This is a genomic window from Microbacterium pumilum (assembly GCF_039530225.1).
GTDB classification, from domain to species: domain Bacteria; phylum Actinomycetota; class Actinomycetes; order Actinomycetales; family Microbacteriaceae; genus Microbacterium; species Microbacterium pumilum.
Genome location: NZ_BAAAOH010000001.1, coordinates 2554920 through 2572133 on the forward strand (window position 1 = coordinate 2554920; position 17214 = coordinate 2572133).

The following is a 17214-nucleotide window of genomic DNA, read 5'->3' on the forward strand; positions in this document are numbered from 1 at the left end:
GGTGGTCGTGCTCAGTGGGGGGAGTTGAAGTACTCAATGGCGCTCCCAGAAGCTCGGGCCGACGGGCTCGGTGAAGTCGCTCCGCGCGACGAGGTATCCCTCATCGTCGACCATGATGGGCAGCTGCGGGAGCGGACGGGCGGCGGGTCCGAAGATGACCGCGGCGCCATTGGTGACGTCGAACTGGGACTGGTGGCACGGGCAGAGCAGGTGATGGGTCTGCTGCTCGTAGAGAGCCACCGGACATCCGACGTGCGTGCACACCTTGGAGTAGGCGACGATGCCGTCGTACGACCAGTCCTTCTTGTCGGGCTGCTCGATGAGCTGCTCGGGCAGGAGCCGCATGAGCAGCACGATCGCCTTCGCCTTCTCTTCGAGGTAGCCCTCGGTGTGGCTGAGATCGGCGAGGTCCTCGGGGATCACGTGGACGGCCGAGCCGAGTGTGACATCCGCTGCGCGGATGGGCGTGCCCTCGGGGTCGTGCGCCAGGCGGGTGCCTTCCTTCCACATGGTGCGGCTCAGGAGTGCGACGGGGTTGCCCGCATCGGGCTCCAATGGCGAGTCGAAGGGCGCAAGTCCGCGGAACAGCACGATCCCGGGGGCCAAAGACGCGACGACCGCGGCGATCATCGAGTTGCGCACGAGAGCGCGGCGACCGAATCCGGACTCCTCGTTCGCGACGGCGAAAGCCTGGGCGGCAGCCAGACGGGTGGAGTCGCGGCCGCGGGTGGCGTGACGGGGCTCGACGAACTCCTTGTCGGACATGATCGCCTTCGACCAGTGGATCGCACCGATGCCGATGGCCAGCAGCGCGAGCGCGATGCCGAGACCGATGAAGAGGTTGTTGTCGCGGATGGCGACGACCGAGCCGTTCTCGATCGGGAACAGGAAGTATGCCGCGATGGCCCAGATGCTGGCCGCGACCGAAAGGTAGAAGAGCGTGTAGACGGTGCGCACCGCACGCGTCATGGCTGCGGGGTCCTTGTCGGTGATCCGCGCGCGGTGCGGCGGAAGCTCGGGGTCGCGCACCGGATCGGGCACCGCGACGGCGAGCCCGGGGGAGGGCTTCCATGAGGCCCTCTCGTGCTCCAGCGGGTCCTTCTCGAGTGTCATGCTGCTCCTCGTTCTTACGTGTCGGATGCGATCAGTTCGACTTCGCCGTGATCCACACGGTGATGGCGATCAGTGCGCCGATGCCGAAGACCCAGATGAAGAGTCCCTCCGAGACGGGGCCGAGCGAACCCAGCGAGAATCCACCGGGCGACTCGTTCTCTTGGAGGAAGAGGAGGGCCGAGATGATGTCGCGCTTGTCCTCCGTCGTGAGGTTCAAGTCGTTGAAGACAGGCATGTTCTGCGGACCCGTCACCATCGCCGCATACATGTGAAGTGCGCTCGTGGTGTGCAGCGCAGGAGCGTACTTGCCCTCCGTGAGTGCGCCGCCCGCAGCTGCGACGTTGTGGCACATGGCGCAGTTGATGCGGAACAGCTCGGCGCCGCGGGCGACATCGCCCTCTCCGTCGATCGTCTCGTCGTCGGGGAATGTGGGCCCGGGTGCCTGGGTCTGCACGTAGGCGGCCATCGCAAGGATCTGGTCCTCGGTGAACTGCACGGGCTTCTGCGGAGCCTGCGGCCCCTGCATGGCCATCGGCATGCGCCCGGTCGCGACCTGGAATTCGACCGCGAGCTCACCGACTCCGTAGAGCGACGGACCATCGGCCGAGCCCTGGAGGTCGAGCCCGTGGCACGTCGCGCAGTTCGCCTGGAACAGCCTCTTGCCGTCTTCGACGGTGAGCGCCGATGCGACCTGCGTGTCGGTCGTCGCGGCCATCGCAGCGGAAGCGCCGGCGTAGACCCCTCCGGTGATCAGCAGGCCGATGCCGATGAGGGCGGCTGCTGCCCAGGGACTGCGACGACCGTTCGAGCGGCGCGGGGACGTGCGTGCCATGTCGGGAATCAGCTCCGCTCTATTTCAGGAAGTAGATGACGAGGAAGAGGCCGATCCAGACCACGTCCACGAAGTGCCAGTAGTAGGAGACGACGATCGAGGACGTCATCTCCTTTCGACCGAAGTTCTTGACCGCGAATGCACGACCGATGACCAGGACGAACGCGATGAGCCCACCCGTGACGTGGAGGGCGTGGAAGCCGGTCGTGATGTAGAACGCCGAAGCGTACGAGTTGGCGCTGATCGGCATGCCCTCTGTGACGAGCTGGGCGTACTCCCACACCTGACCCGAGACGAAGATCGCGCCGAGCGCGAAGGTGAGCCAGAACCACTCCACCATGCCCCAGCCCAGCCAGCCGCGCTTCTTCGTCGAATACGGCTGGAAGCGCTCGGCGGCGAACACGCCCATCTGGCATGTGACCGACGACAGCACGAGGACGATCGTGTTGACGGTCGCATACGGGATGTTGAGCTTCTCGGTCTCTTGAGCCCACAGCTCTGGAGAGGTGCTGCGGAGCGTGAAGTAGATCGCGAACAGGCCTGCGAAGAACATCACCTCGCTGCCGAGCCACACGATGGTGCCGACAGCGACCGGATCCGGTCGCTTGACGGACCGCATGGCCTGAGAGTAGGTCGCTGTGGAGGTCGTCACGCTCCCCATTATGGCTGACTTCAGGACCTGAGTTCCGCATCGGAGGACAACGATTTGGCTCCATCGAGACTTAGGACCACCTAAGAACATGCCCCCAGTCCGCTGGGAGCCTTCCGTGAGCGCGTGACGGGATGCGTGTCATGGAATCGATCGCGCCCCACGCCCGCGGCTAGGCTTCTGCGTTATGGCGGAGCTGTACACCTGGCCGGAAGTCCTCACGACACTGCTCGATCGGCGCGACCTCAGCGTCTCGGAGTCCACCTGGGCGATGCGACAGGTCATGGCGGGGTCCGCGACCCCGTCCCAGCTGGCCGGATTCCTCGTCGCGCTGCGTGCCAAGGGCGAGACGGTGGATGAGATCGTCGGATTCCGCGATGCGATCCTCGAGGCGGCGCTGCCGCTGCCGGTCGACCCCGCCGTGCTCGACATCGTGGGAACCGGCGGCGATCGCTTCGGGACGGTGAACGTCTCGACGATGGCGGCCGTCGTGGCGGCGGCATCCGGTGTGCCCGTCGTCAAGCACGGCAACCGGGCCGCGAGCTCGTCCTCGGGCGCATCCGATGTGCTCGCCGCCCTCGGTGTCGACCTCACGCTGCCGCCCGAGGCTGTCGCCGAGACGCTCAACCGGGCGGGGATCACGTTCGCATTCGCCTCCGCGTTCCACCCCGGATTCCGACACGCGGGCCCCACCCGTTCCGAGCTCGGCGTGCCCACGGTCTTCAATTTCCTCGGCCCGCTGTGCAATCCGGCCCGTGCCGAGGCGAACGCGGTCGGCGTCGCGCAGCTCGACCGGGTGCCGCTCATCACCGGCGTGTTCCGCACGCGCGGCGCGACCGCCCTCGTGTTCCGCGGCGACGACGGGCTCGACGAGCTGACCACGACAGGACACAGCAGGGTGTGGGAGGTCAGTCGGGGCGACGTCCACGAGCACGATCTCGATCCGCGTGATCTCGGCATCCCGCTCGCCGACATCGCCGATCTGCTGGGCGGTCAGCCCGCGCACAACGCCGCGATCTTCCGCCGGGTGCTGGACGGCGAGGCGGGTCCGGTGCGCGACATCGTGCTGTTGAATGCCGCTGCGGGAATCGTCGCCTACCGGCTCTTCCAGGACGCGACCGAGGTGCAGCGCCCGATCCTCGACCGCCTCGCGGAGGCGAAGGACGACGCCGCCGCCGCCGTCGACAGCGCCGCCGCACTCGCCAAGCTCGACCTGTGGGTCGAGGTCTCGCAGGAGCTCGCCGCCTGATCGGCAGCGCCGTCCTCCGGTGGGCGGCGGGCCTCTTCCGCTCGGCGTCATCGCGCCGCTAGCGTGAACCGCGCAAGCACCCACCGCGAGGAGCACACCATGAGCGACCAGACCACACCGGCCACAGACACCGCCGCCGCGGTGGCGCCGCCCGCCAGGAGCCTGGGTGGGGTGAAGGTCGTCGGAGTACTCGGAATCCTCGGTGGAGCGCTGCTGATCGTGGTCGCCATAATCGCCTGGATCGCGGTCACGAGCCAGCTGACCGCCGAGAACATCACGATCCCCGACGATGCGGTGGCGTTGCAGGGCTATCCGGTGACGGGTCCGGTGACGGCCTACATCCAGGCCGACATCATCAACACCCACGCCCTTGCGGCGTCGGGCGGCAAGACGTACGCCGAACTGGATCAGGACGACCCGGTCCGCGCGACGGTGATGCAGGCCTCATTCCTGCGCGCATCGCTGTTCACGTCGGTCGTCGCCTACGGCGTCGCCCTGTTCGCGGCAGCCATGGGTGTGCTCTCCATCCTGTTCGGATGGGCGCTTCGCCGCCTCGCGTCGGCGCCGGTCGTGATCAAGCAGGCTCGGATCCTCGATACGTGAGCAGTCCCACGACGCCTGGCACCGCATGAACCCGCATGACGCGCTCAGCGAGATCGCGACGCTTCTCGAGCGCGAGCGATCATCGCGCTACAAGTCGAAGGCGTTCCGCGCCGCAGCCGATGCGATCGAGGGCCTCACCGACGAGCAGCTGCGTGACACGGCGTCTCTGCGGCGCCGGAAGGGCATCGGCGACTCGACGTTCGGGGTCATTCAGGAAGCGCTCGCGGGGGATGTGCCGGCGTACCTGGTCGATCTCCGGGAGCGGGCCGGAGTGGAGCAGGTGTCGAAGCTGCGCGGGATGCTGCGCGGTGACCTGCACTCGCACAGCGACTGGTCGGACGGACTGACCTCGATCGATCTGATGGTGGACGCGGCTCGGGCGCTCGGACACGAGTACCTCGCCCTCACCGACCACTCGCCGCGCCTTCGGGTCGCGAACGGTCTCTCGCCCGAGCGGCTGCGCACGCAGCTTGGCGTGGTCGCGGGAATGAGCGGCGACGGCTTCACACTGCTGAAGGGCATCGAGGTCGACATCCTCGACAACGGCGCACTCGACCAGGAACCCGAACTGCTCGACGAGCTCGACATCGTGGTCGCGTCGGCTCATTCGAAGCTGCGGATGGAGCGCGGCCCGATGACCCGGCGTCTCGCGGCGGCCGCCGCGAACCCGCGAACGGATGTGCTGGGGCACGTCACCGGTCGGCTCGTCGAGGGATCTCGCGGCACCCGGCCGCCCTCCACCTTCGACGCGCGCGTCGTCTTCGCGGCCTGCGCGGCAAACGGTGTGGCAGTCGAGATCAACTCGCGACCGGAGCGGCAGGATCCGCCCGACGATCTCATCGCCATCGCCCTCGATCTCGGATGCCTGTTCTCGATCGACTCGGATGCGCACGCGCCCGGCCAGCTGTCGCTGATCGATTACGGCGCACAGCGCGCCGAGCGCGCGGGAGTGCCACCCGAGCGCATCGTGACCACCTGGCCGCTCGAGCGACTGCGCGAGTGGACGAGCCGCACCCGCTGAGCGGCGACATCCGCACCGCGCGATACGTTGTCGTCGTGGATTACACGCATTCAGGCCTCCTCGCTCGCAATGACGAGGAGTTCGCCGCTTTGCTGGCGCTCATCGACGGCATACTTCCCGAGCGGCTCGACGAGGAGTTCGCCGGATCATCGCGAGATCGCAACGTGCGGGATGTCGCCGCCCATCTGCACGCCTGGCACATCCTGCTGGAGCGGTGGTATTCGGACGGGATGAGCGGCGGAACACCGTCCATCCCCGCCGAGGGCTACACCTGGAGCCGGCTCGCCGAGCTCAACGAGGACCTCAGGCAGCAGTGGCAGGACACCAGCCTGGCGGAGCTTCTGCCGCTCCTGCGCGCCTCGCACGAGTCGCTGCAGGCGATGGTGGCGCTGCATGATGACAGTGAGCTCGCCGATCCGCAGGCGTACGCGTGGACCGACGGATCCGCCCTCGGCGAGTACGCACTCGAGTGCGGCGGCAACCACTACGTGTGGGCGCGCGAGACCATCAGCACCGGATTGGGCCTCGGACCCCAGTCCTAGACTCGAGCGTGTGACCTCCGACTCCGCCGCCCGTGCGGGGCGCGGGATGCCATGGCTCGTCGTGTCGGGTGTGCTGCTGGCCGCGGTGAGTCTGCGCGGTCCGATCGTGGCGCCGACCCCGGTCCTCAGCCAGATCGAGAGCGACCTCGGAATCGGACCCGCCACAGCGGGGCTGCTGACCACCGCTCCGGTGCTGATGTTCGCGGTGCTCACGCCGGTCGCCGCGCTCGTCATCCGTCGCGCCGGCGCCGAGCTCGCCCTGCTGCTGTCACTCAGCGGCGTGCTGGCGGGGACCTTCGTCCGCGCGCTGCCGGGGTTCGGCTGGATGCTCGCCGGGATGATCGTGATCGGGGCATCCATCACTATCGGAAATGTCGTCATCCCGGTCATCATCCGCCGTGATGTGCCGTCAGCCCGAGTCGCTCTGGTGACGGCCGCTTACGCGGCAACCCTCAACGTCGGCTCGCTCCTGACGTCACTCCTGACCGCGCCGATCGCCGCAGTGATCGGCTGGCAGCTCGCCCTGCTGGTGTGGTCGGGGATCACCGTTGCGGGAGTCGTGCTGTGGGGCATCCATCTCCGACGGTCGCGCGTCGCGGGAACGGACGGCGACGAGCGGTACAGCGGCGACCCGCCACCACCGCGTACGACGGATGCCCATCGCCGACCCGATCTCGATGCCAGCCAGCTGACCGGACCGCTGCCCGTGATCGGCCGCCACGAGCGCTCGCTGCTGCGGCGACCGGTGGCGTGGCTGCTCACTGCCGCGTTCGCGATGCAGTGCACCATCTACTACGCGCTCACGACGTGGCTGCCGACGCTCACGGCCGACGAGCTGGGTCTCGATGCCGCCGCGGCCGGTGCGCTCTCGTCGCTTTATCAGGGCGCGGGCATCGCCGGCGCGTTCCTCATCCCCCTGCTGATCCGCTACACGCCGCGGTTGGTGCCTGCCCTCACGATCTGCGCCTCGTGGATCATCGTGACCGTCGGCATCCTGCTGTGGCCGGAGCTCATGTGGGTGTGGCTGATCGCGGGGGCGGTCGGGCACGCCGGCGGGTTCGTGGTCATCTTCACGACGCTGGTCGGCGTCGCGCGCAGCGACGCCGAGGCGGCGGGGATGTCGGCGCTCGTGCAGGGCGGTGGCTACGCCGTCGCCGCGCTGGGGGCACCGTTCATGGGCTGGCTGCACGAGGTCACCGGCGGCTGGAATGCGGCCCTCGCGGTGATGGTCGCCCTGGCGCTGGTGTACTGCGTGGCGCTGCTGGCCGCGGTCGCCGCGGCCCAGCGCGCGCGGCGCTGAGATCGCGCGAGGCGCTGGTCCCGCGGGCGGGACCAGCGCCCGGCGACAGCTCAGCTCGCGGCGTTGGCGCGCAGCACTTCGAGCCGCGCGCGGTACTCGACCTCGTCGATGTCGCCCTTGGCGTAGCGCTCCGCGAGTGTCACTTCGGCCTGCCTGGTGGGGTTGAGCCGCCCGTGGGGGCCGAAGCCGATCTCGGCGGCCGACCGGCGCCAGCGGCGGCCGAAGACCGCGAAGAGGATCACGAACAGTGCGATCCAGAACAGCGGGATCAGCAGGAACCACGGTCCCCAGGCCCAGGGGCCGGCGAAGTGGGTGGCCACCGCAGCGGTGGCGAGTGCAGCAGACATGATCGTCCTCTCGTCATGGTCGGCGACAGCGCGTCGCCGATCGGATGACTCGAGTCAACGCATCGGCGGGTCGGAGCGAATCCGCCTGCGGGACGCACTCCGTGTGCTCCTGGGGGAGTACCGCGCGAAGCGACGCTACTGCTGCCATCCCGGCGTCGCGAGTCCGGATTCGTACGCCAGCACCACGAGCTGCACGCGATCCCGGGCATGCAGCTTCTGCATGATGCGCGAAACGTGCGTCTTGGCGGTGAGCGGCGACAGGAAGAGGCGTGCGGCGATCTCGTCGTTCGTGAGGCCCTGCGCCACGAGCCGCAGCACCTCGACCTCGCGCTCGGTGAGCGCGGCGAGGGTGCTCGGGTCCACGGCATCCTTCATTCCCGCCGCGGCCCGTTCGAGAAGCCGGCGCGTGACGCCGGGCGAGAGCAGCGCCTCGCCCTCAGCGACCACGCGGACCGCGCGGATCAGGTCGACCGGCTCGGTGTCTTTCACGAGGAACCCGCTCGCACCGGCCCGGATCGCGCGTGCGACATACTCGTCCAGCTCGAAGGTCGTGACGATGACCACCTTGACCGATCGCAGCATCGGGTCGGCAGCGATCTGCTCGGTCGTCCAGAGCCCGTCGCCGTCGGGCATCCGGATGTCGAGGAGTGCCACGTCCACGGGAGTCGTGCGCAGGACCCGCAGGAGCGCCTCGCCTCCCGACGCTTCCGCGACGACCTGGATGTCGGGCTCGGAGTCGAGCAGGGCGCGGAAGCCCGCGCGCACGAGCTGATGGTCGTCGGCGAGGGCGACCCGGATCACGACAGCGTCTTCCACGGCAGCCGCGCGGTGATCGCGGTGCCCCCGCGCGACGGTGCGGTCACCTCGAGCGTGCCGCCCTGCAGCCCTGCCCTCTCGCGCATGCCGCGCAGCCCGCCCCGCTCGGGCGCATCCGCCGCGATGCCGCTGCCGTCGTCGGTGATCGTCACGACGAGCTCATCGGCATCCCGTTCCAGCAGGATCGTGGCGCGGGATGCCGCGGAGTGCCGGACGACGTTGGTCAGGGCCTCCTGGACGATGCGATACGCCGTCGCCTGGCTCGCGCTGGTGGGCAGGTCGCCCGCGAGGCGATCGTCCAGCTCGACCGCGAGCCCCAGCCCGGTGCGCTGGGCGGCGAGCGCCGGCAGCTGCGCGAGCTGCGGCTGCGGCGTGAGCGGGGCGGTCGAGGTCGTGGGCTCGTCGCCGCGCAGGAACGAGAGCACGCCGCGCACCTCGTCGAGGCCGGTGGCGCTGAGGGTGCGGATGTTGACGAGAGCCTCGCGCGCCCGCTCCGGCTCGCGGTCGAACAGGTGCAGGCCGACGCCGGATTGCACCGCGATCTGGCTGAGCGAGTGGGCCAGCACGTCGTGCAGCTCGCGCGCCATGCGGGTGCGCTCCTCCTGCTCGCTCGCCGTCCGCCGCTCGGCGAGCTGCCTGCGGCGAGCCTCGCCGTGCTCGAGGCGCGAGCGGATGCCCTCGCCGATGCCGAAGCACAGCGCGAGGGCGAGGGTCGTGATCGCGATGCGGAACGGGTGCCAGCTCGTGCTGAGAACCCCGCTCAGGATGACCGCGGTCAGCCATGCGACGCCCACCGAGACGAGCGCCCAGATTCGCGCACCGCGCACGACCGCGCCGACGATGGCGAATGCGAGCGCGACGAAGGGCGGCCCGGCGTCGGGCGGCACGAACAGGTCGGCCAGCGTGAGCAGTGCGACGACGGCGACGGTGAGGCCGGGCCAGCGCCGCGCGGCGAGCAGGGCGAGAGCGGATGCCGCAGCAAGCGCGACGCTCAACGCGGCGTACGGCACGGGCACACGCTGCCACACCGAGATGGCGATCGTCGCAGGCACCTGGATGACGAAGGCGATGAGCACCGGGACGAAGAGCGTCACACCAGGCGGGGGGCGGAACCGCGGCGCGGCGTCGTCCCAGGTCTCGCGCGGCATGCGGTCGATCGTACGCCGCGGCATCCTGGGAGTCGTCTGATCAGCGGAGGGGGTCCGCGTACTCCCGGGGAAGTATGCGGGGGACCGTGCAGGTCGGCGAGCGGGTCGGTGAGGGGCACCCTGGTCGTTGAGCGAGGGAGGGCAGCCACCGAGACGAAACGCACCGCATCAGGCCAGGACGTCGCACTCGCGGACCGAAATCGGAGTAGGGCGCGTGAATCGGATGCCGCGGCCGACCGCATCCGAGAAAGCCGGGATTCTCCGAATATCGAAGGCTGGGACTGCCCGTCAGACGGCGTCGAGCGCGTCGATGATCCTCGTCATCGCGGTGCCGAGCGCCCACCGTTCGGCGAGGGCCGCGGCGTCCTGCCTGGCGGCCTCGTCGAGGGGCCGCAGCCTCGTGTCGGGCTCGGCGAGGTCCAGATCGCGGACCACCGCCACCACTTCGGGCGCGACGGCGAGGTAGGGGAGACCCGCGGTGAGCTTGGCGCGGATGCCCGCCGACATCCCCTCACCGGCTTCGGCTGCGGCGAGGATCCCCGCGAGGTCGCCGTGTGCGGCGAGGAGTCCGGCGGCTGTCTTCTCGCCGACGCCCGCGACGCCCGGAAGACCGTCGGATGCGTCGCCGCGGAGCGTCGCGAAGTCGGCGTACTGGCTGGGCAGCACGCCGTACTTCGCCACCACGACCGCATCGGTCACGATCTCGAGGTTGCTCATGCCGCGTGCCGTGTAGATGACGCGGACGTCGCTGGCATCGTCGACGAGCTGGAACAGGTCGCGGTCGCCCGTGACGATGTCGGTCGGCAGTGTCGAGCGGGTGGCGAGTGTTCCGATCACGTCATCTGCCTCGTGCTCGGCAGCACCGACGATCGTGATGCCGAGGGTGTCGAGCACCGTGCGGATCACGGGCACCTGCACTTCGAGCGGGTCGGGCACCACCTCGATGTCGGGGCCGACGGCGACGATCTCCGCGACCCGGTGCGTCTTGTAGGTCGGGATCAGATCGACTCGCCACTGCGGGCGCCAGTCGTCATCCCAGCAGGCGACGAGATGCGTCGGCTGGTAGGTGGTCACAAGCCGCGTGATGATGTCGAGGAACCCGCGCACCGCGTTGACCGGCACGCCGTCGGGCGATCGAACCGTGTCGGGCACGCCGTAGAAAGCACGGAAATACAGCGAGGCGCTGTCAAGCAGCATCAGTCGGTCAGTCACGGAGTTCATCCTGACACGCGTCCCCGACGCGGTGAGAGGCACGCGGCGTCACCGGAGCGTATAGGTGACGTGCGTAACGTGCGGCGTCGCGCGCACGGTCGTCGACGTGAACCTCAGAGGCGGAACGCCATCGAACAGACGGACCACATCGGTCCGGCCGCTGTACCCGAGCGTCAGCGGCACCACATGGATGCGCAGCTCATCGATGAGTCCCGCCGCGAGGAACTGATTCGTGGTCGAGGCTCCGCCGCCGATCGCGACATCCGCGTCGCCTGCGTCCTCGCGCGCCTGTGCGAGCGCGGACTCGATCCCGTCGGTGACGAAGACGAACCGCGTTCCGCCGGCCATCTCCAGGGTCTCGCGCGGGTGATTCGTGAGCACGAAGACCGGCGCGTGATAGGGCGGCTCGGGTCCCCACCAGCCCTGCCAGTCGCCGGTCCACTCGCCGCGCACCGGCCCGAACATGTTGCGGCCCAGGATGTAGGCGCCCGCGGTGAGGATCGCGTCGATCTCGGGCCGGTGGTCGTCGGCGTGCTCGAACATCCAGTTGTGGAGGACTTCGGGCTCGATGTCGCCGAACGGCGCATCCTCCCGCTGGTTGGGACCGGTCGAGAAGCCGTCAGCGGAGATGGCCAGATCTGCATAGACGCGGGGCATGGTTCCACTCTGCCCCGACGTCGGCAGCGGGTGCCAGACTCCGGTCATGACATTCGCGAACATCGGCACGCTCGGCACGAAGCCTGGAGCGCGCGACGAACTCGTCGCACTGCTGACGCGTCCCGGGCCGGAGCTTGCGGAGATCGGGTGCCTGCTCTACGAGGTCGGCGTGTCCGACGCCGAGCCCGACACCGTCTTCGTCGCCGAGCTGTGGACCAGCGCAGAAGCGCACCGTGACTCCCTGTCGCTCGCGTCGGTTCAGGCGGCGATCAACGAGGCTCGGCCCTTGCTGTCGGGAGTCATGGACGGCCTGCGATTCGAGGTGGTGGGCTCTCCGCTCCGAGGCGGATGACTCCTCCGGTTCAGCAGCCCGGGCCGCTCGGATTCTCGGCGCAGGTCTCGTCGACGAGTGCGGTTCGCACTTCGACCACGCGCACGTCGTAACCGCCGGTCGTCGACGTCACATACCCGGCGACAGGGCGCCAGTTTCCCGATCCGAAGTCGACGGATGCCGAATACTGCACCGTGACCGCCACCGGATATGTACCGCGAGCGAGGTACACGTGACTCGTGGCCGTCGGGGTGAACTGCGCCTGACCGAGTCGCTGCCACGATGTCCCGCCGGTGGCCGAGCGGATGGAGCCGCCATCGCCGTACTCGAAGACGAATGCGGCCGGAACGAAGCGAACTGTCACGTCCCAACCGAGGAGCGTGCCCGCAATACGCTGCTCGGATGCCGCGGCCACGATGTTCGCCGGCATTCCGACGACTCCGAAGCCCGCGGGTTCACCCTCGAGGCTCGGTCGGGCGGGCCGGAAGGAAACGAGGTCGGCAAGCGTGACGTCTGGAGGCGTGACGACGTCGTACGGGAGGTCGCACCGATTCAAGGGACAGTCCTCCGGCACCGTCGGCACGACCGGCAGGCTCGTCGGCGGGTCGGGGGAGATCTGACCGCTGCCGGGGTCGGGGGAGGGGTCGGTAGACGTCGACCCCGGATCGGTTAGCCCGGCTCCGATGTCCACTTGGTCGCCTGAGTTGGAAACGTCGCAGTAGCTCTGCCACCCCGTGAAGTCGCAGTCTCCGTCCGAAGCTCGAGCCGCGACCCCGGTGCTGGAGATCGCGCAGACCAAACCCAACAAAATGGTCGACGCGACCCTCAATCGCACGTTGGATCTCCCTCGCGCCCATCAAACATCGATATGGCCAATCCAGTGTCGGTGCTCGTCGACGGCGAAAGTGTGATCAGCATGCTTTGTACATCCGGGCGGGACGGGTCGATGACCGAGTCACCGTCTGGGCCGACGAGTGAGACGCCGGACACATCGAGGCAGATGGCCAACTGGACCTCGCTCTCGCCGGTGCCACCAGCGAGTCGAGGTTCAACGACGGTTGGCTCGCTCACTCCACTAACCACCCACTCGTCAGCGTGCATCTGGGAAAAGGACTCCCGAGCGCCCGCATTCGCGTCGCCCGTCGTCCACGCATAGACGTCCTCGAAGGTCTCGGGATCGCTCAAATCCACTGCGTTGAGCGCATCGACGTACGCGCGATACGTAGCTTCCGCGGCGGCGAAAGCCTCGTCCTCGCTCGAGAAGAGCGGCGTTGTCGCGGCCGGATCGGCCGGGCCCGAGCATCCCGTCAACCAACCGGTCGCCAGCGCGAGAGCGGCGGCCACAGCGGCGAGGCGGGTCTTCACGCCAACAAGGTAACCCCGATCGCACGGTGCCGATGCGAGTTATCCACATGGGCGACCGGCAGGCGCCGAGCCACGAAATCGGCGGTCCGATCGAGTGCGACCACTCCTGAAGCGAGCACCGCGATGATCGCGAGCACCTGCGCGAGCGCAGCCACTGTGCCCACGAAGCCCAGCGTCGCGAAGTCGAAGAACGGGTAGTTGAACCGGCTCGAGACATCGGGGAACAATGCGCCGCGAAGGAGCGCGGCGGCGCCATAGATGACGGGGTACAGAATCCAGACGATCTGATCGCGCAATCGGACGGTGCCGCGCGGCCCGAAGAGGGCCCAGTCGATCAGCACCATGAGGGGCACCGCGTAGTGAAGGAGGAAAAGCGCCTGGTTCGCCATCGCGACGCCCGGCGCTGCGTCGACGAGGCCCGGAAAAGGGCTTTCGCCGTGATTGAGGATCAGATGCGCGACGAGTCCGGTGGTCACGATCCACAGCGTCACCCCGCCTCGAAGGCGCGGGGCAGGGGCTTTCGTGGTGCGGTGGACGACCATCCACCACACCGCCACCGCGAAGTATGCGAGCACGATGATGTTGCTCTGGGTCGTGAAGAAGAGGAGCGGCTGAGCGCCCAACCCGAGTCCCCACACGCAGACGAATACGATGGCGAGGCGCCACCAGAGTTGTCGCGCCTTCCAGACGTGTAACCCAGACTTCTCAGTCATATATCCCCCTAGTTCGAGCGTTGCAGGGTACCGGTCGCGGGCAAGCAATCAAAACGCCGTCACATGCAAGGAGCCGACGACCGCTCCGGGGGGACTGCGGTCGCCGGCTCCGAGGCGGTTCGGTCGAGACCGCCCCTCGCGCCCGCGGAAACGAGCACGAGAGGCGGCCACGCTCTGAAGAAGTCCGCCAGAGTTCGCAGAGCGCGCGCCGGTGGATCGGGTACCACCTGTGCGTCTGCCCCACGAAGACCTGTCCAGGATGCCAATGCCACCTGCGAGGAGCCCGCCGCAAGACCGGGTGCGGGCTGAGAGATTCAGGTGTGCTGGCAGGGAGCCCCAGCTCGATGCCAGCGACCCCGCTAAAAGCAGTATCGCATGGCTGGCAAGCCGGACGGATGAGGAAGAGACCACTGGCCATCGCCGTCGCTGTTGCCGGCGTGACCGGACGCGCGGCGGGCAGCACGCCGCTCGTGCTGTCGAACTCTGATGGCGGCATCCCGGACGTCAAGTTCACGGTGGAGGTGTCGTCTCACTGAACAGCGAACCGGTCGTCGCCGTGCCCGCATAGGCTCGGAGCGATGACTCTTGCGGCCGAGCACGGCATCCTTCTTCGCGATTCCCGCGCCGATGCGCGTGCACGTCTCACCGCTCTGGATGTCGCGATCGCCGAGCTTCGTGTCGAGCGAGGCGTCGACGTGGCAGACGATGAGCACGATCCCGAGGGCGTGACGCTCTCGGTGGAGTGGGGTCGACTCACCGGGCTCCGTGCCGCCGCCGAGCGCGAGGTCGCCGAGCTCGATGATGCGCTGGCGCGGTGGGATGCGGGCACCTACGGCATCTGCGTCGACTGCGGTCGCCGCATCCCGGTCGAAAGACTGCGCGCGCGGCCGGCCGCAACGCGTTGCGTCGCGTGCGCCGAGAGAGCGGGTGAGTGAGCGTGTCATTCGGCGCCGCATCCGGTCGACCATCGACCGACGGATTCGTTCGAGTGGGTGACGCGCAGACCTGCCCCTGCGGAAGCGGTGCGCGATTCGACGGATGCTGCGCCCCGCTCCTTCGCGGTGCCGCGGCTCCGACGGCGGAAAGCCTGATGCGCTCGCGATATTGCGCGTTCGTCGTCGGCGACCTGCGCTACCTCATCGAGACGTGGCATCCGGGAACGCGTCCGTCCGACGTGGAACCAACCCCGTCGCTCCGGTGGACGGGGCTCGAGATCCTCGATGTCGGAGCCGGCCGAGAGGACGACACCCGGGGCACGGTCGAGTTCCGCGCCCACTGGCGAGATGGTCCGACGACCGGTGTGCTGGCGGAGCGGAGCCGGTTCGTCCGCCAGAGCGGCCGCTGGTGGTACCTCGACGGTGACGTCTCATGACCTGCAGCTGTCAAGGGGACGTGGGGCGCGAAATCCGCAGCTAGCGTGTGGGGATGAGCACCCAAGCCGAGAAAGCCCAGACCCTCGCGCAACTGCACGCCGCGCCCGAGATCCTCCGTGTTCCCAATGTGTGGGACGTCGTGTCGGCCAAGGCCATCGCCGCGCTCCCGGAGACCCGCGCGATCGCCACCGCCGGCCACTCGATCGCCGCGACCTTCGGCTACGCGGACGGTGAGAAGATCCCGCTCGAGGTCATGCTCGACATGGTGGGCCGCATCGTCGACGCGGTGGGCGACCTGCCGGTGACAGCCGACCTCGACGCCGGATACGGAAACGCGGGCGAGACCGTGCGCCGCGCCATCGGCGTGGGAGTCGTCGGGGCGAACGTCGAAGACCGGCTGCGCCCGCTTGACGAGTCCGTCGCGGCCGTCGCGGCGATCGTCGCGGCGGGTGAGGCGGAGGGCGTGCCCTTCGTGCTCAACGCCCGCACCGACGCTCTGGTGCGGGGCGGCGACCGGCCCCTCGCGGACTCCATCGCCGACGCGATCGAGCGAGGCCGCGCCTTCCTGGATGCCGGGGCGGACCTCGTCTTCGTTCCGGGTCTGCTGAATGCGGATGTCGCCCGCCAGCTCGTCGAGGGGATCGGAGAGCGCAAGGTCAGCGTCATCGGGATTCCCGGCGCACTCCGCGCCGCGGAATACGAGGCCCTGGGCGTCGCTCGCATCTCGTACGGTCCGACCACGCAGCGACTGGCGCTCACAGCGCTGCAGGACCTCGCGATCGATCTCTACGCCGACGGCGTTGTGCCCTCGACGATCCGCGCCCTGAACTGAGGGGCGGGATCAGAGTCCGAGCGCTCGGCGGAACGTTCTCGCGATGCCCCAGGCGCCCTCCGGGGTGTTCGAGATCACCGTCGCGGTGAACCTCGACTCGGCGTCGAAGCGGGAGCTGATCGACACGCCGGCGTCGTAGCCGACGAGGTCGAGCCCCGGTGCCTCGAGGTCGATGTACACGCCCATCCCGTAGCGCATGTTGTCTTCTTCGGCGACGTTCCTGGGCGCGGTCATCTGCGTCACGCTCTCGGACGAGATGATCTTGCCGTCCACGAGCGCGCGCCAGAACCGGCTCATATCCGCGACGGTCGTGAACGCGCCGCCGTCGCCGTTGCCGCGGACCGGCATGTGGAGGATGTTCGTGCGGAGCGACTCGGGAGACTCGTAGAGGTAGCCCTGAGCCGCATCGCCGGGCAGCTCATCGATGCGGAGGTAGCCGGTCCGCTCGAGACCGGCCGGTGCGAACACCCGTGCCCCAACGAGGTCGTGGAAAGGCACGCCGCTGGCGCGCTCCGCGACGATGGCGAGAACGATATAGCCGCCGTTGCAGTACGAGAATCGCTCGCCCGGTGGGAACTTCTGAGGCTGTCCGTCGACAGCGCGAACGAATGCCTCGGTCTCGGCGAGTTCATGCACCGGCACGGTCAGAATGTAGTCGTCGACCTCCCAGTCGGACTCCTCGTCGAGGTAGTCGCCGATTCCCGAGGTGTGGCTCAGCAGGTGCTCGATGGTGACACCGTCATCGATCAACGGAAGATCGGCCCTCAGGATGTCCCGGACCGGCGTGTCGAGGCGAAGCGTGCCGTCATCGACGAGCGACCATACGGCGGCCGCGGTGAATGCCTTGCTCGCACTCGCCATCGCGAAGCGCGTGTCGACGGTGTTCGGGATGCCGTGGGCCCGATCGGCCATGCCATAGGCAGCGGCGAACACGATGTCGGCGTCTACGTCGAGGGAGATCACGCCGCTCAGTGCGTCGGTCCTGGCCTGAGCGTCGAGGGTCGCTCCCAGCGCTCGGACGTCGATGTCAGGCATGCGCATCACGTTACGGCGCGCGTGGCCGCCCCGCCACCGCGGGTCGCGTCGGGGTAGCGTGACACCACATCGGCGA

General features: G+C 68.6%; 22 protein-coding genes. 10 read left to right on the forward strand and 12 right to left on the reverse strand.

Translation table 11 applies throughout. The features are described 5' to 3' along the window. Nucleotides 1-33 precede the first annotated feature (33 nt). The 3 genes from qcrA to ctaE are packed head-to-tail and all read right to left on the reverse strand — an operon-like array spanning nucleotide 34 to nucleotide 2606. The gene (gene qcrA / locus ABD188_RS11285; protein ID WP_344062010.1) at nucleotides 34-1113 is read right to left on the reverse strand and encodes a cytochrome bc1 complex Rieske iron-sulfur subunit; all 1080 of its coding nucleotides are present in this window, start codon (nucleotides 1111-1113) and stop codon (nucleotides 34-36) included. Between the two features lie 31 nt (nucleotides 1114-1144). After that, a complete protein-coding gene (gene qcrC / locus ABD188_RS11290; RefSeq protein ID WP_344062013.1) occupies nucleotides 1145-1945 on the reverse strand; it encodes a cytochrome bc1 complex diheme cytochrome c subunit in 801 nt (266 codons plus the stop codon). A gap of 19 nt (nucleotides 1946-1964) precedes the next feature. Further along, nucleotides 1965-2606: an aa3-type cytochrome oxidase subunit III gene (ctaE, locus tag ABD188_RS11295; RefSeq protein WP_344062016.1), complete on the reverse strand. Its 642-nt coding sequence runs from the start codon at nucleotides 2604-2606 to the stop codon at nucleotides 1965-1967. 175 nt (nucleotides 2607-2781) lie between these two features. Between ctaE and trpD the strand changes: the two genes are divergently transcribed. From trpD to ABD188_RS11320, 5 genes are all read left to right on the forward strand, one after another. Beyond that, the gene (gene trpD / locus ABD188_RS11300; RefSeq protein ID WP_344062019.1) at nucleotides 2782-3843 is read left to right on the forward strand and encodes an anthranilate phosphoribosyltransferase; all 1062 of its coding nucleotides are present in this window, start codon (nucleotides 2782-2784) and stop codon (nucleotides 3841-3843) included. Between the two features lie 99 nt (nucleotides 3844-3942). Next, entirely contained in the window at nucleotides 3943-4446 is a 504-nt protein-coding gene (locus tag ABD188_RS11305; RefSeq protein WP_344062022.1) for an aromatic ring-opening dioxygenase LigA, read from the forward strand. A gap of 25 nt (nucleotides 4447-4471) precedes the next feature. Further along, entirely contained in the window at nucleotides 4472-5467 is a 996-nt protein-coding gene (locus tag ABD188_RS11310; RefSeq protein ID WP_344062025.1) for a PHP domain-containing protein, read from the forward strand. Continuing rightward, a complete protein-coding gene (locus ABD188_RS11315; protein WP_344062028.1) occupies nucleotides 5446-6009 on the forward strand; it encodes a ClbS/DfsB family four-helix bundle protein in 564 nt (187 codons plus the stop codon). The genes ABD188_RS11310 and ABD188_RS11315 overlap by 22 nt, the downstream gene beginning before the upstream one ends. A gap of 10 nt (nucleotides 6010-6019) precedes the next feature. Beyond that, nucleotides 6020-7309, forward strand: a complete 1290-nt coding sequence (locus ABD188_RS11320) for an MFS transporter (protein WP_344062031.1) — start codon at nucleotides 6020-6022, stop codon at nucleotides 7307-7309. Nucleotides 7310-7359: 50 nt separating this feature from the next. Here the strand turns inward: ABD188_RS11320 and ABD188_RS11325 are convergent, their stop codons facing one another. The 5 genes from ABD188_RS11325 to ABD188_RS11345 form a co-directional block, all read right to left on the reverse strand. Continuing rightward, on the reverse strand, nucleotides 7360-7656 hold the full coding sequence (locus tag ABD188_RS11325; protein WP_344062034.1) for an SHOCT domain-containing protein: 297 nt from the start codon (nucleotides 7654-7656) through the stop codon (nucleotides 7360-7362). A gap of 135 nt (nucleotides 7657-7791) precedes the next feature. Next, nucleotides 7792-8457, reverse strand: a complete 666-nt coding sequence (locus ABD188_RS11330) for a response regulator (protein WP_344062036.1) — start codon at nucleotides 8455-8457, stop codon at nucleotides 7792-7794. Further along, nucleotides 8454-9620 (reverse strand): sensor histidine kinase, encoded by a 1167-nt coding sequence (locus tag ABD188_RS11335; protein WP_344062040.1) that lies wholly within the window; start codon nucleotides 9618-9620, stop codon nucleotides 8454-8456. The genes ABD188_RS11330 and ABD188_RS11335 overlap by 4 nt, the downstream gene beginning before the upstream one ends. Nucleotides 9621-9908: 288 nt before the next feature. Beyond that, the gene (locus tag ABD188_RS11340) at nucleotides 9909-10832 is read right to left on the reverse strand and encodes a 5'-3' exonuclease (protein WP_344062043.1); all 924 of its coding nucleotides are present in this window, start codon (nucleotides 10830-10832) and stop codon (nucleotides 9909-9911) included. Between the two features lie 48 nt (nucleotides 10833-10880). Then, nucleotides 10881-11489 (reverse strand): dihydrofolate reductase family protein, encoded by a 609-nt coding sequence (locus ABD188_RS11345; protein ID WP_344062045.1) that lies wholly within the window; start codon nucleotides 11487-11489, stop codon nucleotides 10881-10883. A gap of 46 nt (nucleotides 11490-11535) precedes the next feature. Between ABD188_RS11345 and ABD188_RS11350 the strand changes: the two genes are divergently transcribed. Continuing rightward, a complete protein-coding gene (locus ABD188_RS11350; RefSeq protein WP_344062047.1) occupies nucleotides 11536-11841 on the forward strand; it encodes a putative quinol monooxygenase in 306 nt (101 codons plus the stop codon). Nucleotides 11842-11851: 10 nt separating this feature from the next. Here the strand turns inward: ABD188_RS11350 and ABD188_RS11355 are convergent, their stop codons facing one another. From ABD188_RS11355 to ABD188_RS11365, 3 genes are all read right to left on the reverse strand, one after another. After that, on the reverse strand, nucleotides 11852-12511 hold the full coding sequence (locus ABD188_RS11355; RefSeq protein WP_344062049.1) for a hypothetical protein: 660 nt from the start codon (nucleotides 12509-12511) through the stop codon (nucleotides 11852-11854). Between the two features lie 134 nt (nucleotides 12512-12645). Beyond that, entirely contained in the window at nucleotides 12646-13185 is a 540-nt protein-coding gene (locus tag ABD188_RS11360) for a hypothetical protein (protein ID WP_344062054.1), read from the reverse strand. Next, nucleotides 13182-13898 (reverse strand): Pr6Pr family membrane protein, encoded by a 717-nt coding sequence (locus tag ABD188_RS11365; protein WP_344062057.1) that lies wholly within the window; start codon nucleotides 13896-13898, stop codon nucleotides 13182-13184. The genes ABD188_RS11360 and ABD188_RS11365 overlap by 4 nt, the downstream gene beginning before the upstream one ends. A 395-nt stretch (nucleotides 13899-14293) precedes the next feature. Between ABD188_RS11365 and ABD188_RS11370 the strand changes: the two genes are divergently transcribed. Genes ABD188_RS11370 through ABD188_RS11385 form a run of 4 tightly spaced genes read left to right on the forward strand, consistent with a single transcriptional unit; the run spans nucleotide 14294 to nucleotide 16103 of the window. Next, complete coding sequence (locus ABD188_RS11370) at nucleotides 14294-14434, forward strand: hypothetical protein (protein WP_344062060.1); 141 nt, start codon at nucleotides 14294-14296, stop codon at nucleotides 14432-14434. A gap of 42 nt (nucleotides 14435-14476) precedes the next feature. Then, nucleotides 14477-14833, forward strand: coding sequence for a TraR/DksA family transcriptional regulator (locus tag ABD188_RS11375; RefSeq protein ID WP_344062063.1), 357 nt, complete (start codon nucleotides 14477-14479; stop codon nucleotides 14831-14833). A 53-nt stretch (nucleotides 14834-14886) separates the two neighbouring features. After that, the gene (locus ABD188_RS11380) at nucleotides 14887-15270 is read left to right on the forward strand and encodes a YchJ family protein (protein WP_344067041.1); all 384 of its coding nucleotides are present in this window, start codon (nucleotides 14887-14889) and stop codon (nucleotides 15268-15270) included. 53 nt (nucleotides 15271-15323) lie between these two features. Continuing rightward, the gene (locus ABD188_RS11385; protein ID WP_344062066.1) at nucleotides 15324-16103 is read left to right on the forward strand and encodes an isocitrate lyase/PEP mutase family protein; all 780 of its coding nucleotides are present in this window, start codon (nucleotides 15324-15326) and stop codon (nucleotides 16101-16103) included. A gap of 9 nt (nucleotides 16104-16112) precedes the next feature. Here ABD188_RS11385 and ABD188_RS11390 read toward each other — a convergent pair whose 3' ends face one another. Then, entirely contained in the window at nucleotides 16113-17138 is a 1026-nt protein-coding gene (locus ABD188_RS11390; protein WP_344062069.1) for a serine hydrolase domain-containing protein, read from the reverse strand. Nucleotides 17139-17214 lie beyond the last annotated feature (76 nt).

What these genes read in the sequence shown, in the direction of transcription:
- ctaE (WP_344062016.1), bottom strand. Translation starts at nt 2,606, where the DNA reads ATGGGGAGCGTGACGACCTCCACAGCGACCTACTCTCAGGCCATGCGG.
- qcrA (WP_344062010.1), bottom strand. Translation starts at nt 1,113, where the DNA reads ATGACACTCGAGAAGGACCCGCTGGAGCACGAGAGGGCCTCATGGAAG.
- qcrC (WP_344062013.1), bottom strand. Translation starts at nt 1,945, where the DNA reads ATGGCACGCACGTCCCCGCGCCGCTCGAACGGTCGTCGCAGTCCCTGG.
- ABD188_RS11325 (WP_344062034.1), bottom strand. Translation starts at nt 7,656, where the DNA reads ATGTCTGCTGCACTCGCCACCGCTGCGGTGGCCACCCACTTCGCCGGC.
- trpD (WP_344062019.1), top strand. Translation starts at nt 2,782, where the DNA reads ATGGCGGAGCTGTACACCTGGCCGGAAGTCCTCACGACACTGCTCGAT.
- ABD188_RS11370 (WP_344062060.1), top strand. Translation starts at nt 14,294, where the DNA reads ATGAGGAAGAGACCACTGGCCATCGCCGTCGCTGTTGCCGGCGTGACC.
- ABD188_RS11345 (WP_344062045.1), bottom strand. Translation starts at nt 11,489, where the DNA reads ATGCCCCGCGTCTATGCAGATCTGGCCATCTCCGCTGACGGCTTCTCG.
- ABD188_RS11350 (WP_344062047.1), top strand. Translation starts at nt 11,536, where the DNA reads ATGACATTCGCGAACATCGGCACGCTCGGCACGAAGCCTGGAGCGCGC.
- ABD188_RS11390 (WP_344062069.1), bottom strand. Translation starts at nt 17,138, where the DNA reads ATGCCTGACATCGACGTCCGAGCGCTGGGAGCGACCCTCGACGCTCAG.
- ABD188_RS11310 (WP_344062025.1), top strand. Translation starts at nt 4,472, where the DNA reads ATGAACCCGCATGACGCGCTCAGCGAGATCGCGACGCTTCTCGAGCGC.
- ABD188_RS11385 (WP_344062066.1), top strand. Translation starts at nt 15,324, where the DNA reads ATGAGCACCCAAGCCGAGAAAGCCCAGACCCTCGCGCAACTGCACGCC.
- ABD188_RS11305 (WP_344062022.1), top strand. Translation starts at nt 3,943, where the DNA reads ATGAGCGACCAGACCACACCGGCCACAGACACCGCCGCCGCGGTGGCG.
- ABD188_RS11365 (WP_344062057.1), bottom strand. Translation starts at nt 13,898, where the DNA reads ATGACTGAGAAGTCTGGGTTACACGTCTGGAAGGCGCGACAACTCTGG.
- ABD188_RS11335 (WP_344062040.1), bottom strand. Translation starts at nt 9,620, where the DNA reads ATGCCGCGCGAGACCTGGGACGACGCCGCGCCGCGGTTCCGCCCCCCG.
- ABD188_RS11375 (WP_344062063.1), top strand. Translation starts at nt 14,477, where the DNA reads ATGACTCTTGCGGCCGAGCACGGCATCCTTCTTCGCGATTCCCGCGCC.